Source organism: Uliginosibacterium flavum (assembly GCF_040566545.1).
GTDB classification, from domain to species: Bacteria; Pseudomonadota; Gammaproteobacteria; order Burkholderiales; family Rhodocyclaceae; genus Uliginosibacterium; species Uliginosibacterium flavum.
The window spans coordinates 1-14,353 of record NZ_JBEWZI010000032.1; the positions used below are offsets into that span (position 1 = coordinate 1).

At 63.2% G+C, this 14,353-nt stretch carries 12 protein-coding genes; 7 read left to right on the plus strand and 5 right to left on the minus strand.

The window, feature by feature from the left end; all coding sequences use genetic code 11:
* From ABXR19_RS18725 to ABXR19_RS18745, 5 genes are all read right to left on the minus strand, one after another.
* Positions 1-964 (minus strand): GGDEF domain-containing protein (locus ABXR19_RS18725; RefSeq protein WP_354602683.1); only part of this gene is annotated, 964 nt, incomplete at its 3' end.
* A gap of 488 nt (positions 965-1,452) precedes the next feature.
* On the minus strand, positions 1,453-3,333 hold the full coding sequence (locus tag ABXR19_RS18730) for a methyl-accepting chemotaxis protein (protein WP_354602684.1): 1,881 nt from the start codon (positions 3,331-3,333) through the stop codon (positions 1,453-1,455).
* A gap of 311 nt (positions 3,334-3,644) precedes the next feature.
* Positions 3,645-4,187, minus strand: a complete 543-nt coding sequence (locus ABXR19_RS18735) for an NUDIX hydrolase (RefSeq protein ID WP_354602685.1) — start codon at positions 4,185-4,187, stop codon at positions 3,645-3,647.
* Positions 4,188-4,421: 234 nt separating this feature from the next.
* Complete coding sequence (locus tag ABXR19_RS18740) at positions 4,422-5,834, minus strand: ATP-binding protein (protein ID WP_354602686.1); 1,413 nt, start codon at positions 5,832-5,834, stop codon at positions 4,422-4,424.
* A 2-nt stretch (positions 5,835-5,836) separates the two neighbouring features.
* A complete protein-coding gene (locus ABXR19_RS18745; RefSeq protein ID WP_354602687.1) occupies positions 5,837-6,526 on the minus strand; it encodes a response regulator in 690 nt (229 codons plus the stop codon).
* Between the two features lie 168 nt (positions 6,527-6,694).
* Between ABXR19_RS18745 and ABXR19_RS18750 the strand changes: the two genes are divergently transcribed.
* The 7 genes from ABXR19_RS18750 to ABXR19_RS18780 all read left to right on the plus strand — a co-directional run bounded on the left by ABXR19_RS18750 (position 6,695) and on the right by ABXR19_RS18780 (position 14,286).
* The gene (locus ABXR19_RS18750) at positions 6,695-7,228 is read left to right on the plus strand and encodes a Spy/CpxP family protein refolding chaperone (RefSeq protein ID WP_354602688.1); all 534 of its coding nucleotides are present in this window, start codon (positions 6,695-6,697) and stop codon (positions 7,226-7,228) included.
* 82 nt (positions 7,229-7,310) lie between these two features.
* A complete protein-coding gene (locus ABXR19_RS18755; RefSeq protein ID WP_354602689.1) occupies positions 7,311-8,621 on the plus strand; it encodes a ferredoxin reductase family protein in 1,311 nt (436 codons plus the stop codon).
* 132 nt (positions 8,622-8,753) lie between these two features.
* A complete protein-coding gene (locus ABXR19_RS18760; protein ID WP_354602690.1) occupies positions 8,754-10,166 on the plus strand; it encodes an efflux transporter outer membrane subunit in 1,413 nt (470 codons plus the stop codon).
* Positions 10,163-11,446 carry an efflux RND transporter periplasmic adaptor subunit gene (locus tag ABXR19_RS18765; protein WP_354602691.1) on the plus strand — a complete coding sequence of 428 codons (1,284 nt, stop codon included), beginning with the start codon at positions 10,163-10,165 and terminating at the stop codon, positions 11,444-11,446. The genes ABXR19_RS18760 and ABXR19_RS18765 overlap by 4 nt, the downstream gene beginning before the upstream one ends.
* Entirely contained in the window at positions 11,443-12,144 is a 702-nt protein-coding gene (locus ABXR19_RS18770) for an ABC transporter ATP-binding protein (protein ID WP_354602692.1), read from the plus strand. Before ABXR19_RS18765 ends, ABXR19_RS18770 begins: the two co-directional genes overlap by 4 nt.
* A 157-nt stretch (positions 12,145-12,301) precedes the next feature.
* Positions 12,302-13,519, plus strand: coding sequence for an ABC transporter permease (locus ABXR19_RS18775; RefSeq protein WP_354602693.1), 1,218 nt, complete (start codon positions 12,302-12,304; stop codon positions 13,517-13,519).
* Between the two features lie 20 nt (positions 13,520-13,539).
* On the plus strand, positions 13,540-14,286 hold the full coding sequence (locus ABXR19_RS18780; RefSeq protein ID WP_354602694.1) for a hypothetical protein: 747 nt from the start codon (positions 13,540-13,542) through the stop codon (positions 14,284-14,286).
* The last annotated feature ends 67 nt before the right edge of the window (positions 14,287-14,353 follow it).

The following is a 14,353-nucleotide window of genomic DNA, read 5'->3' on the forward strand; positions in this document are numbered from 1 at the left end:
GTATTTCGTCGCTGGTGGCAAGGCCGTGCGTGCCCTTGATGGCACCCAGATGGTCAATATCGAGCAGCACCACCGCTATTTTCGTGCCCTGGCGCCGGTTCAGCTCAAGCAGGATTTCAAGCATGAGGAAGAGTCCGGCCCGGTTCGGCAGGCCGGTCAGCGCGTCGTGATGAAGGATCTGGTCGGCCCGCTCGTTCGCCTGGCGGCGTCCTTGCACTTCTTTGGCCAGTGCGTGCGTGATACGTTTTCCCTGCAGCTCGCGGACCCGCATTTCCTTGCGCAGCAGAATCGAGAAAGCGCCGGCCAGGAATACGAAGCCGAAGCCGCCGAGGTAGGGCATCGCAATAACGCCCGAATCCGACATGCTGGCCAGCGCCGTTGTGATGAACATGATCGCCAGCCCGGTCCAGATGATGCTGCTCGAAAGCCGCTCTTTCATGCGCATGAGCGAGAAAGTCACGCTCATCGTGTAAACCATCACGCAGAGCGAAACCAGACGGGTCAGTCGATACACCAGCGTGGGCTGCCCCTGAATGATCCGCAGATCCTCTCCCCAGGGTAGTGTCAGCACCTGATCAGGCGCCAGCGCATAAAACCGGTAGCCAAGCGGGTTGAGGAAGTTGTAGCCGATGGCGAGCACGGCGAGCGCTGCCAGCGCGACAAATACGCGTCGCGGGCGTTTCTTCGCATCCAGCGATGCCGCTGCGAACGCAATCAGCGGAATGACCACGATAGAGCAGAAATTGATCCACCGATGTGCCTCCAAGGCACTCGCCTGATCCCCGGCCGAGTATTGCAGGGCGTTGAAAAACTGGAAGAACGCAAAGCCGAGGCTGATGCCGGCAAAGGACCAGTTCATGCGCGCATGGCCACTGCTGCGCGCGAGAATGGCTGCATGGGCGGCAGCCATCAGCAGGATGCCGACGGAAACCAGATAGGCGCTGATCAGTGGGGTGGTCATCATTCGTGCCTTTGCATGGCGGGATCTGGAAGCCCCGCTTCAAGAACAGAAGAATACTTCGAGTCATTTACTATGTGGTAAATGATCGTATGGGCGTCGATCAGCCTGACTGAACACAGGATGCGAAATGGGCTTTGTCGCACGGATTGCCGAGGGATGACACCGTTGTCGGCCCGGCTTTGCGTCTTTTTAACTCAAAGGAAATGTCTCCTCGCGCACGACGAGGAGCTGCTGCAATTCAAGATGCCCGTATCAACGCACAGGCGTGCATTTCTGCTTCTTGCAAAGACGGCTGGGACGGGCTTGTCCACACCGAACAACCCAGTGCACAGATGCATGCCGAAGAGCCGCACCCCGCTTGGGCTTTCAGGCGGCGTCAGCTGGAAAGTCCGTCTTTATTGAGTCTTCAGCCATGCAGGCTGAAGACTGTTTTCCCGTGCGGGGTTCGGATGATCGTCAGGGGGCTTCACGATCACTTCAACCAGCTTTATCTATAGCCTGAACTGTGCGACCAGCGCCTGCAGCGTTTGCGAAAGCTGGTGCAGTTCGGTCGTAGTGCGGGCGGCCGACTGCACCGCTACATCCGTTTCTGTCGTCATCCGGGTCACTTGCTCGGTCGCGCGCGCCATCTCGTTGGTGGCAGCCGATTGCTCCCGGGTCGACTCCGCTATGTCGCGGATGCTGCGCACCACATGGTTCATCTGTGCATCGATGCCGGCCATGCGCTGCGCCACTTGATGCGAGGTGTCCACGCCCTCGATCACCGAGCGGCGTGTGCTCTCCATGTCGCCCATCGCCGAGGCAATCTCGACATGGTTGGATTCGATCAGCTGCCCGATCTCCACCGTCGCCTTTGAGGTGCGTTCGGCCAGCTTGCGCACCTCGTCCGCCACCACCGCAAAACCGCGCCCCTGCTCACCCGCGCGCGCCGCCTCGATGGCTGCGTTCAAGGCCAGCAGATTGGTTTGCCCGGCAATCTCCTTGATCACGCCGACGATGCCGGTGATCTGTGTCGAACTCACGCCCAGCCGCTCCAGCGTGGCAGACAACTGCTGCACCGAACCCGAAATCCGGTCGATCCCCGCCGCCAGTTCGTCCACTGCAGCGGCCGATTCCTTCGAGATGCGCCCGGTCTCGATGGCCGTGTTCTCGGCTTCCTGAGCGTTGTCGGCGATGTGATTGATGCTCACCGTGATTTCCTCGATGGTCGCCGCGGTGGAGCTGGACAGATCGGCCTGCCGCAGCGAATCCGCCGACAGGGTGCGAGTCGCCTGATCCAGGCTATGTAGTTCCGTTCCCATCTGCTCAGATTGCTTGCGCACGGCCAGGAACATCTCGCGCAGGCTGGCTGCAAACTTGTTGAAGGCCAGCGCCGTCAGCCCGATTTCATCCTGATTGCCGATCGACAACGTGCGCGTCAGGTCGCCGCCGCCAGACGCAATCTCCGTCAGCGCATCGCGCAGGCGATTCAGCCCGCTCAACAAGCGCGCCATCGCCAGATTCGCAATCACCACCGCCACCACACCCAGGATCACGCCCAGTAATACCAGCAGCATCAGCATGCCATTCAGTGGCGCCATAATCTTGCTGCGATCAATCACCGTACCCAGCAGCCAGTCCGTTCCCGTCACCGGCGTCACGCTGACCAGCGTGGCGCGGCCACCAACCTGCAATTCCTCCAGCTTTTTCGTACCGGCCATGCGCGTCAGATCGTCCACGCTCAGGCCCGGCAGCACTTCGCTTACCGGTTTCAATGTCGTGTCGGCCGCCGGGTGGGCCACGATCTTGCCGTCCCGCGTAACCAGAAAGGCGTAGCCATCGCCGTTCAGCCGGATCTCCTGGGTCAGCTTGATGATGTCTTCCAGCGCAATGTCACCGCCTACTGCGCCCACCACCACCTGGTTCTCCATCACCGGCGCAGCAAAGGTCACGCCCAGCTTCTTGGTTGAGGAGAAAACATACGGCGCCGTCAGCACCGCCGTCTTCTCTTCGCTGGCCTTCTTGTACCAGGCGCGCGAGGTCGGGTCGTAGCCCTCGGCCGACTTCTTCTCCGGGTTGAAATACTTCATCTGCTTGTCGGCAAAGCCCGCAAAAGTCTGGTCAAAGCGCCCGCCATCCTTCGCCATCTGCAGCGGCAGATACGGTTCGCCCGCCGGCGTTACGCGACTGGCCGCTGCCTGGATTGCGTCAAAGCGCTGCAGCGCCCAGCGGCTAAGAGCCTCGCTACTCCCGCCGACCGCCGCCTGGATTTCGCGCTCCACCCCGGCGCTGATCTCTGCCTTCATGCGTAAATACGCCGTGGTCGACACGATCAGGATGATCGCCGTGACCAGCGCGGACACGAACAGGATGAGGCGGGCTCTGAGAGTCATGGCAGCGGGTGCGAATTAAGGTAAACCCTGGTTACGGCAGGGCTTTGCTCAAACTTGAATAAAATCTGCCAGCCCAAAATGGGGCTCAAAGCGCGGCAGCGCCAAAGCCTCATCCTGCTCGCCTCTGCAGACAGGCGTTCCATTGGCCCGACCTTGTTGAGTCTACAGCCATGCCGGCTGAAGATGTCCGCTGGGTGCGGCTTTTGGGAACAGGTCCGTGCAATGAACAATGCCTCGCAGCTGCGAGGCATTGTTCATTGCATCTTGTCCGTCGCTTTCGTGAAAGCAGAAATTGGGCGGGCGTACCGCCGTCAGTAGCGGATCCACGCCACGCGCTCCAGATGGCTCAGGTATTTCGCAATGCGGGCGCGGTGATTGAAGGCGAATTCCAGCGTATCCGCCTGTGCCAGCGGTAGCCAGCGAATGTCCGCCGTTTCGTTCGGCTCGTTGTGGGCATTGCTCACTGCCGGCAGCCGGTCTACATGGGCGTGCAGGCCGTGATGAATCGTCACGTTCTGGCGCGCATCGTGCGGCGTGGAGCTGATATCCCAGGGCGCGCTGAAGAACTCGCAATCGGCGCCTTGCAGCAGTTCCAGTGAATTGACGCCGCATTCTTCCCACACCTCGCGCATCGCTGCCTCGGTGGTTGTCTCGTCGTAATCCAGATAGCCGCAGGGCAGATTCCACAAACCCTGGCAATCCGGCACGCCGGTGCCACGCTGGTTCACCAGGATGTAAGGCTGGTCTTCGCACACCAGCACGATACACACGACCACAGTGACGCTGCGCGAGGCCCAGATTTCCCGGCCATCGGAGGTCGTCACGCATTCATTCCGGCGATTTTTGAATTTCATGAGCTTGGTTGGTGCCTGCGTTGAACACAGACAAGAGGATATCCCAGCACCTCACCGGATTTACAGGGTGTCAATGCGTTGCGCTAATTGCAAGGCAAGTGATTTGGCGCCTCGCCGGAAGATTTGCCTGAAGAGGCACTACTGATAAGGATCTATAAGCAGGGTGTCGCGAACGGCGCTTGCTGATTGGCTCTGAGCGATGCATGCCTGAAGAGGTAATGTGGTGGCGGATCTTCAGCCTGCAGGGGTAAGCGGCGCGGGCAGTTCGATATGCACTTCCAGCCCGCCGGTGCTGCGGTTGCGGGCGTACATGCGGCCTGCGTGGGCTTCGATGGCGCGCTGGGCGATGGAGAGGCCGAGGCCGTAGCCGCCGCTGCCGGCGGCTTCGCTGCGGAAGAAGGGGTCGAAGATGCTGCCCAGTTCGTTTTCCGGCACGCCCGGCCCGGCATCGGCGATGGTGATGTGCAGGGTTTGCGCGGCAGGGTTGTGATCCAGATTCAGCTCCACGGTGCTGTCCGGCGGGGTGTGGCGCAGGGCGTTGCGCACCACGTTTTCCAGCGCGCGGTGCAGCAATTCGCCGCGGGCGCGAATCACCCGTTCGCCTTCCACATTGCTGGTGAACAGGATGTGGCGGCCGCTGCCTTCTGACTCAAAGCGCGCATCGTCGGCCACGCTGGCGAGCAGTTCGACGACATCGACGTAATCGTCGGCGCGCTGCAGCTTTTGCGCCTCCAGGCGCGACAGGCTCAGCACTTCGCCGACCAGCGCGTCCAGCTTCTCGGCTTCGCGTTCGATGCGGTTCAGTGCGGTGTCGAGTTGAGCTGGATTCTGCCGGGCCAGTCCGACGGCCACTTGCAGGCGCGCCAGCGGCGAGCGCAGTTCGTGCGAGACGTCGTGCAGCAATCTGTTTTGCGAGCCGACGAGCTGCTGCAACTGCTGCGCCATGCCGTCAAATTCGCGACCCAGTTCGCCGATTTCGTCGCGCCGGCCGGCCATGGTTTGCGCCACGCGCACGCCGAGCTGGCCGTTCGAAGCCGCCTGGAAAGCATCCTGCAATTTGCGGATCGGCCGCGAGAAGTGCCGGGCCAGCAGTGCACTGACGCCCAGGCTGGCGAGCAGCGCAGCCAGGGCCAGGGCGATGGGCGTTTCAATGCTGGCCAAGCTCAGGCTGGGAGCGCGTTCCGATGTGCGCTCGGGCGCGCGTGCCGCACTGAGCGGGAAGAACATCAGCTGTTCGCGCCCGGCGGCGTCGCGCCAGACCCGCACATTGCGCCTGCGCCAGTCGCCGACCCGTTCGCCTTCGCGCAAACCTTGGGATTCAGCCAGCCGTTCGCGTGCGGCCTGCAAGGCCTCGGGCGGCACCACGCGGCCGAGCAATTCGACACCTTGCTCGTCGACAACCAGCGGCGGTTGGCCCTCATGCTCAGGCCAGCTGCTCAGCAGTGCACGCAGTGCGCTCTCGCCTCCGTACTGGGCGACCGACCAGGCCGTGCGCAGCGCGATACTGCTGCGCGGCCCGGCGGCCAACACGCTTTCCTCGCTGCGCCGGGCTTCCTCGCGGATCACCAGCGCGGCGGTCACCACGCCAACCGTCAGCAGCAGGGTGAGCCAGAAGCCGGCAAAGATTTTCCAGAAGAGGCGACCCATTTTCACTCCGTGATGTACTGGTAGCCGACGCCGCGCACGGTCTGGATCGGCGAGCGGCCATCGGCCAGCAGGCCGAGCTTGCCGCGCAGATTGCTGACGTGCACGTCGATGCTGCGATCATAACGGGCGAGCGGGCGGCCGAGCCCTTGCTCGGACAGATCCTGCTTGCTGACCGGTGTTCCGGCCTGACGCGCCAGCACTTCGAGCAGGTTGAATTCGGTGCTGGTCAGATCGAGGATCTCGCCGGCCCATTCGGCGCGGCGTTGTTCGGGGCGCAGGCTTAGGGCGCCGATGCTCAGGCTGGCATGCGCCTCACGCGGTGCCGTGCCGCTGTCCACGCGACGCAGGATGGCGCGGATGCGTGCCACCAGTTCGCGCGGCGTGCAGGGCTTGGGTACATAGTCGTCGGCGCCCAGCTCCAGCCCCAGCACCCGGTCGATATCGTCGCCGCGCGCGGTGAGCATGATCACCGGCACGCGGCTCGTCTGGCGGATGCGGCGCAGGGCTTCGATGCCGTTCAGACGCGGCATCATCACATCCAGCACCACGATGGCATGTTCGCCCGACAGCGCGGCGGCGGCACCGCTTTCGCCGTCGTGCGCAAGGCTGACTTCAAAGCCTTCGACGCGCAGGTATTCCGCTTGCAACGCGCACAACTCGGTGTCGTCATCGACCAGAAGCACTTTGACCATGGATACGTTTCCTTCAGAGCAGACCTACATGATACGACTGCGGCATGCCCGCCCGAAGCTGCTTACGATTGCTTAACCTAACTTTACGGCTGCCTGACACGGCTTTACGGGGTGCGGTCGCACACTGGCATCACCCGATCAAGCCGATCGACCCCCACGGAGATAGCCATGACCCAAACCCATTCCACCATTCGCCGTTTTCTGACTGTCAGCGCCCTGGCGCTGGCCGTGCCCTTGAGCGCTCTGGCACAGACGCCCCCCGCAGCCTCCGCGCCAGCCGCCGGTGCGGCACCGATGCAGCACGGCCAGCATGGCCATCGCGGTCACCACGGACGCGCCGATTCCGGCATGCGTGGCGGCCACATGTTCATGTTGCGCGGCCTGGATCTGAGCGCTGCGCAACAGGAGCAGGTCAAGACGCTATTCGAGGCGCAGCGCCCGGCTTTCGAGGAAAAATCCAAGGCCGTGCGTGAAGCTCGTAACGCCTTGCATCTGCTGGTGAGCTCCGGCAAATACACGCCTGAGCGTGCTAACGAACTGACAAAGGACATCGCGCAGAAGGAAAGTGTCTCTTTGCTGTTCATGGCCGAGCAGGGCAACAAGCTGATGCAGATCCTGACGCCCGAGCAGCGCACCAAGCTGCAAGCACGCATGCAGGAAAAGAGCTCCACGCGCGGCCGGATGCACGGCGGCCGTTTTTGATCCGGGCTGATCAAGTCTGAGTCCTACCGTCCGGATTCCTCCACACGGAATCCGGACGCAACATCTGAAACGGAATCCCATCATGAAACGCACACTCCTGCCCCTGAGCCTGGCGATTACCGCCCTGTGGGCCCTGAGTCAGTCGGCCGAAATCCTTCTTTTTACGGCCCCCTTCCTGAAACTGCGCGCGGCGCTGACCATCCTCAGCGGCGCGCTGGCGCTGGGCTGGATGACTTATTCGATGTTGCTGGCCTTGCGCCCCGTCTGGCTGGAGCAATGGCTGGGAGGGCTGGACAAGCTGTTTGTTGAACACAAATGGGCCGGCATCGGTTCGGTGCTGTGGGTCGGGCTGCACTGGCTGATCGAACTGTCGCCGCGCACCCTGGTCGCCTGGGGCTGGGTCACTCTGCCGCCCCGTGCTCCGCGCGGTGCGCGCCCGCCGATGGACTGGTGGATCGCCTTGGGCCGCCAGCTTGCAGAGCCCGCGGCCTGGCTGATCATTGGTCTGGGCATCGTGGCTTTGCTGCGCTTCGTGCCTTACAGCTGGTTCCGCAAGTTGCATAAACTCTTCCCGATTGCCTTCCTGATGGGCGCCTATCACAGCGTGCTGGGCTTTCCAGGTGGTGTGGCTTCGTCTGCGCTGGGCATCGCAATGCTGGTGCTGGCCATCTTCGGCAGCGGCGTGGCCGTGATGTCGCTGGCCAGCCTGATCGGGCGCCAGCGCCGCGTGGCGGGCAGCGTTACGTCTGTGGTCGAACATGCGAATGGCGTGATCGATCTGCAGATCAAACCAACGGGAAAATGGCCCGGCCATCGTACCGGTCAATTCGCCCTGCTCACCCTGAATCATCGCGAAGGTCCACACCCTTTCACGATTGCCTCGGACTGGCAGGCCGGTGCCAACTTGCGCTTCACCATCAAGCCGCTGGGCGATTACACCCGCAAACTGGCGGGCAGCTTGAAGTCCGGCGATCCGGCGCAGATTGAAGGGCCTTACGGTGGCTTCGATTTCGGGTCGGCCGACGAGCCTCAACTGTGGATTGCTGGCGGTATCGGTCTGGCACCGTTCCTGGCGCGGCTGGAGTCTCTGGCGGCAAGCGGCGGGGCGCGTCAGCCCATCGTGTTGTTCTACAGCGTGCGCAATGAGCAGGAGGCGATATTCCCGCCCGATTTGTCTGAACTCTGCGCGCGGGCTGGCGTCGAACTGCGGCTGCGTGTAGAAAGTCGCGACGGGCGTTTTGCTGCAAGCGAGATCGGCCAGGGCCTGAGTGCTGCGGCCAGCGTGTGGTTCTGCGGTCCGGCAGCCTGGGGCAATGGTTTGCGGAAGGTTTTACGGCAGCAATACGGTTTGCTCGCCACGCGCTTTCATCAGGAGGTGTTCGAGTTCCGCTAAACGGGCAGGCGTGCGGCACGGTACAGACGCGCTTTGCGACGCCGTGCTAGCGTCACGGCCTGTCCGGATCGGGATCAGGACGTCTACACTCGCACACTCATCAATGCCGCAAATGTCATCAGGAAAGCTTACGTGCGCAACAAACTTCTGAGTGCCAGCCTGCTTGTGCTGCTCAGCGCCTGCATCAGCGTGGGGCCCGATTACCGCAAACCCGCGCCGGTATTGCCTTCGCAGTGGTATGCCGCGCAGAGTGGCTCTGCGCGCGGCTCTCTGGCAGGGTGGTGGCAGCTGTTTGATGACCCTGCCCTCACCCACCTGATTGATCTGGCGCTGGCCAGCAGCCCGGATCTGCGCACCGCCCAGGCCAAGTTGCGCGAGGCACGGGCGCGCACGGGCGTGGCTGAATCCGCACGCTATCCGGCCGTCACCAACAGCATCAGCGCCAAGCGCAGCGAAAGCGCCGACAAGGGCGTGGCGACCGATAGCTACAGCATCGGTTTTGACGCCAGCTGGGAAGTCGATATTTTCGGCGGCACCCGGCGCAGCGTCGAGGCGGCACAGGCCACGCAGGAAGCCGCAGCGGAAAGCTTGCTGGATGCCCAGGTGACGTTGGCCGCCGAAGTGGCGCGTACCTATCTGGATCTGCGCACCCAGCAGACGCGCCTGCAGATCGCCCGCGACAACCTCCTCAGTCAGGCGGATACGACCCAGCTCACGCGCTGGCGCGCACAGGCTGGGCTGGTTACCGAACTGGACGTGGCACAGGCCAGCAGTACGCTGGAGCAAAGTAGGGCGCGCATCCCGACGCTGGAAAGTGCGGTAGAGGTTGATATCAACAAGCTCGCGGTGCTGGCGGGTCTGCCGCGCAGCGAGGTCGAGGCCCGCGTCGGCGTTGCGGCTCGCTTGCCAATTACCCCCACCGAATTGGGCGTAACGATCCCGGCTGACACCCTGCGCCAGCGCCCCGACGTGCGTGCCGCCGAACGCCGCCTCGCGGCGCAAACGGCGAGCATCGGCGTAGCCACCGCCGCGCAATATCCGAGCTTCAAACTCAGCGGCAATGTTGGCTTGGCCGCGCTGAGTACCGACCTCTTGCTGCGCCCCGAGGCGGCCAGCAGCAGCCTGCTCGCCGGGCTGACGACGCCGATTTTTGATGCCGGGCGCATCCGTCAGAACATCGCGATCCAGAACGCCCTGCAGGAACAGAGCCTGATCGCTTACGAGAAGACGGTGGCGCAGGCGCTGGCCGATGTCGAGAACGCGCTGGTGGCGCTGGCCAAGAGCCGCGAGCGCCTGCAGAGCCTCGTCATTGCGACCGATTCAGCGCGTCTGGCGGCACAGATCGCGCAGCAACGCTATGCCGCTGGCCTGATTGATTACGGTGTGTTGCAGGACACGCAGCGCAGTCTGCTTTCGGTCGAAGATTCACGCGCCAGCGCCGAAGGCGAGCAGGCCGCCGCACTGGTCCAACTCTATAAATCCCTGGGCGGAGGCTTTGGCGAGCCTGCGATCAGCAGCCTGAATTCCGGAGCAGACAAACCATGAGCGACACCCCGAAAAGCACCCCGCCGAGCATCACCCAGGTGCTCGCCGCCAGCCGCAAACCGCGCACCCACCGCCTGCTCTGGTGGCTGGTGGGTCTTGGCCTACTGATCTGCGCCGGCGGCGCCTATGTATGGTTCAAGAACAGTGGCTCCAAAGGGCCGCGCCACGTTACCAGCGCCGTCACGCGCGGCGACATCGTCGTCACCGTCACCGCCACCGGCAATCTGCAGCCGATCAACACCGTGGATGTAGGCAGTGAAATATCCGGCACGATGGCCAATGTGTATGTCGACTTTAACGACAAGGTGAAGAAGGGCCAAGTGCTGGCCCAGCTCGATACCACCAAGCTGCAGACGGCGCTGGAGCGTTCGCGCGCCACGCTGGCGGCGAATCAGGCCAGAGTCGCTCAGGCCCGCGCGACGCTGGAGGAAAGCAAGCAGGCACTGGCGCGCTTCGAAGAGGTGTCGCGCCTGTCTGGCGGCAAGGTGCCTTCGGCCACTGAACTGGATGCGGCACGCGCCAAGCTGGCCCGTGCCGTTGCCGATCAGGCCACCGCTGAAGCGGCCGCCACCGAATCCGCCGGCGCAGTGAAACAGGGCGAGACGGATCTGGGTAAGGCCACGATCCGCTCATCCACCAATGGCATTGTGCTCAAGCGCACCGTCGAGCCGGGCCAGACCGTCGCCGCTTCCCTGCAGGCCCCGGTACTGTTTTCGCTGGCCGAAGACTTGTCCGAGATGGAGCTGATCGTGTCGGTTTCGGAAGCCGATGTCGGCCAGGTGCGCGAAGGCATGCCGGCGACTTTCACGGTGGATGCCTATCCGGACAAGGTCTTTCCCGCGAGCATCAAACAGGTGCGCTATGGCGCGACCACCGTGGATAACGTGGTCAGCTACCAGACCGTGCTGCTGGTAAAAAATGCGGACCTCAAACTGCGCCCCGGCATGACCGCCACCGCCGACATCAAGGTCGCCGAGCACAAGGGCGTGCTGCTGGTGCCCAATGCCGCGCTGCGCTTCAAGCCAGCCGAACGGGCCAAAAAGACTGAAGGCAGCGTCCTGTCGGCCCTGATGCCGCGCCCGCCCACACCGCCCCGTCCACAGGTGCGTAGCAATGGCGAAGGCAAGAACCGCACACGCGTCTGGATCAAGACGGCCGAAGCGCTTAAGCCCGTTCCGGTGCGGGTATTGCTGACCGATGGGCGCAACACCGAGGTCGAATCGAAGGAGTTGCAGGTCGGTGACGAAGTGGTGACCGACACCGAGGAGCAGGCCAAGTGAGTGAAGCCTTGATCCGGCTGAATCAGGTCACCAAGACCTATGGCAGCGGTCAGGCCGCCTTCCAGGCACTCAAAGGCATCAGCTTCGAGATTGCCGCCGGTGAATTCGTTGCGGTGATGGGCCCGAGTGGCTCAGGTAAATCGACCGTCATGAACATTCTGGGCTGTCTGGATGTGCCGAGCGGTGGCGAGTACATATTCATGGGCGAGCATGTCGAGAACCTGAATCGCGATCAGCGCGCGCTGCTGCGCCGAAACTACCTCGGCTTCGTGTTTCAGGGTTTCAACCTGCTGGCGCGCACCACCGCGCTGGAAAATGTCGAACTGCCATTGCTCTATCGCGGCCTGCCACTGGCCGAGCGCCATGCCCAGGCACGTGCGGCGCTGGAACTGGTGGGCCTGACGGACTGGGCGCATCACACCCCGGCCGAGCTCTCCGGCGGCCAGCAACAGCGCGTGGCGATTGCCCGTGCCATCGTAACCAAACCTGCGCTGCTGCTCGCGGATGAGCCGACCGGTAATCTGGATACCGAGCGCAGCGAAGAAATCATGGGCCTGCTCACGCAGCTCAACACCGAACATGGCATCACCATATTGATGGTGACGCACGAAGCGCCAATGGCTGCGCATGCCTCGCGCACGGTGCACTTTATCGACGGCGTGGTCGGACATGACACGGCTTATATGGGGGCGGATTGATGAACACATTTCAATCTGTAGGGTGCGCACCGCGCACGCTGAGCCGGCCGGAAAACATCGTGCGTGGACTGATTGGGGCCGCGCATCGGTGCGCATTGCGCACCCTACGTCCGTGGGCTCCTGTGGTAAATCAGTCCAGCCTCAAAGGCGTCACGCCATGATCTGGAACGCTCTCCTCCTCGCCCTGCGCGAAATTCGTCGCAACCTGATGCGCGCCTCGTTGACCGTGCTGGGCATCGTCATCGGCGTGGCTGCCGTGATCACCATGACCACCCTGGGCAATGGCGCCACAGCCCTGATCACAGCGCAGGTCGCCAGCCTCGGCAGCAATCTGGTGATCGTACGCCCCGGTCAGCGGGCCGGGCCGGGACAGGCGGCAGGCTATGCGCCGGCCTTCAAGGAAGACGACGTCAGGGCGATTCTCGAGGGCATCGCCAGCGTGCGTGAAGTGGCGCCGGTCGCCCAGCGCGGCAGCACCGTCAGTTACATGACCGAGAGCCTGTACACGCCGGTCATCGGCACCAGTCCGGCCTATCTCGAAGTCGGTAACTGGAAGATTGGCGACGGGCGTTTCTTCAACGACAGCGAACAGCGCGCCGGCCGGGCCGTGTGCGTGCTCGGCGAAACCGTGCGCAAGAACCTGTTTGCCGGCACCAGCCCGCTCGGCGAAAAGATCCGCACGCGGGGTGTCAGCTGCGAGGTGATCGGCGTGCTCGCATCCAAGGGCCAGTCGGCGATGGGTCAGGATCAGGATGACACCATCCTGATGCCGCTGAAGGCCTACCAGCGCCGCATTGCCGGCCGGCGTTCGCGCCAGGACGTGGGCACCCTGATGATCTCGGCGCGCGATGGCGTCAGCACCGAAAAAGTCGTCAAGGAAATCACCGCGCTGATGCGCGAGCGGCGCAGCCTCGCCCCCAACGAGAGCGACAATTTCTCGGTATTCGACACCAAGCAGATCTCGGACGCCTTATCGAGCACCACGCGCATCCTCACCACCCTGCTCGGCGCCGTGGCGGCGGTCAGCCTGTTGGTGGGCGGCATCGGCATCATGAACATCATGCTGGTATCGGTGACCGAGCGCACCCGCGAAATCGGCACGCGGCTGGCCATCGGTGCGCTGGAGCACGAGGTCTTGCTGCAGTTCCTGGTCGAAGCGGTCGCCCTGTCGTCCTTTGGCGGCCTGGTCGGCATCGCTCTGGCGCTGCTCGCCTCGGCTGGCCTGACGGCTGCGATGGGCTTGCCCTTCGTGCTGGACATGAACATCATGCTGCTGGCCTTCGTCGTTTCCGCCTGCATCGGCGTGGTTTTCGGCTTTGTGCCAGCACGCCGGGCGGCGCGACTTGATCCGATCGAGGCGCTGCGCCACGAGTAAAAACGATGCAAAAACTTGCCATGCGACGCCTGCAAATCCTCATCACCTTCCTGCTGGCCATGCTCCCCATGCCGGGCAGTGCCGCGGCCACGCACGAGATCAGCCTGAGTGCGGGCGAGGTGTTTCAGATCAGCGAAACCGATCAATGGCGCTTCGAGTTGCAGAAGGAAGTCATCGGGCGGTTTGCCGATGTGAAGATCAGCCCGAAGCGTGGCGAGGCCTTCAGCCTGACGCTCTACTTCATCGCCGATACGCCGGATCTGGCACGCCTGGACAGCGCGGAAAAGATCGCGCGCTCGGTGAGCGAAGGCTCGGAGCGCTATCTGGCCACCAGTGTGGAAAAGGAAATCAAGCTGCAGACCATCAGCGCGCGCGGCAGTTACGGCTCGCTGACGGTGCTGATCGATGCCGGGCCGGGCACAGCGCCGGGCGGCTTCAAATACCTCACGCGCGGCATGATTCGCCTGTCGCCGGATTCGGCGCTGGGCTTCAGTTTGTTGAGCAAGGAGATGAATACGGCGGCTTACAGGCAACTACTGAACTACGTGTACAGCTTTATCCGGCTGCAGCCGGGTACGACGACGGCCAAGGTTCCCGCGGCCGCGGCGCCAGTCTCTGGCATTGCCCCGAAATCCGCGCCCCCTGCTCCGGCCGCAGTGGCGGGGCCTCGCCCGCCCAAGCCCGCAGCACGCGGCGCGGATTTGCGCGATTGCCTGAGTCTGCCCACTGACGCTGAAATCATGCGCTGCACGCGGGCGCCACGCTGATCTGCTGCTCCGAAAGGCGCGTCAGTCCGGCGTTTACAGACAGGCACACTGGAAAACCGCAGTCACC

What these genes read in the sequence shown, in the direction of transcription:
- ABXR19_RS18730 (WP_354602684.1), bottom strand. Translation starts at nt 3,333, where the DNA reads ATGACTCTCAGAGCCCGCCTCATCCTGTTCGTGTCCGCGCTGGTCACG.
- ABXR19_RS18735 (WP_354602685.1), bottom strand. Translation starts at nt 4,187, where the DNA reads ATGAAATTCAAAAATCGCCGGAATGAATGCGTGACGACCTCCGATGGC.
- ABXR19_RS18740 (WP_354602686.1), bottom strand. Translation starts at nt 5,834, where the DNA reads ATGGGTCGCCTCTTCTGGAAAATCTTTGCCGGCTTCTGGCTCACCCTG.
- ABXR19_RS18745 (WP_354602687.1), bottom strand. Translation starts at nt 6,526, where the DNA reads ATGGTCAAAGTGCTTCTGGTCGATGACGACACCGAGTTGTGCGCGTTG.
- ABXR19_RS18750 (WP_354602688.1), top strand. Translation starts at nt 6,695, where the DNA reads ATGACCCAAACCCATTCCACCATTCGCCGTTTTCTGACTGTCAGCGCC.
- ABXR19_RS18755 (WP_354602689.1), top strand. Translation starts at nt 7,311, where the DNA reads ATGAAACGCACACTCCTGCCCCTGAGCCTGGCGATTACCGCCCTGTGG.
- ABXR19_RS18765 (WP_354602691.1), top strand. Translation starts at nt 10,163, where the DNA reads ATGAGCGACACCCCGAAAAGCACCCCGCCGAGCATCACCCAGGTGCTC.
- ABXR19_RS18775 (WP_354602693.1), top strand. Translation starts at nt 12,302, where the DNA reads ATGATCTGGAACGCTCTCCTCCTCGCCCTGCGCGAAATTCGTCGCAAC.
- ABXR19_RS18780 (WP_354602694.1), top strand. Translation starts at nt 13,540, where the DNA reads ATGCGACGCCTGCAAATCCTCATCACCTTCCTGCTGGCCATGCTCCCC.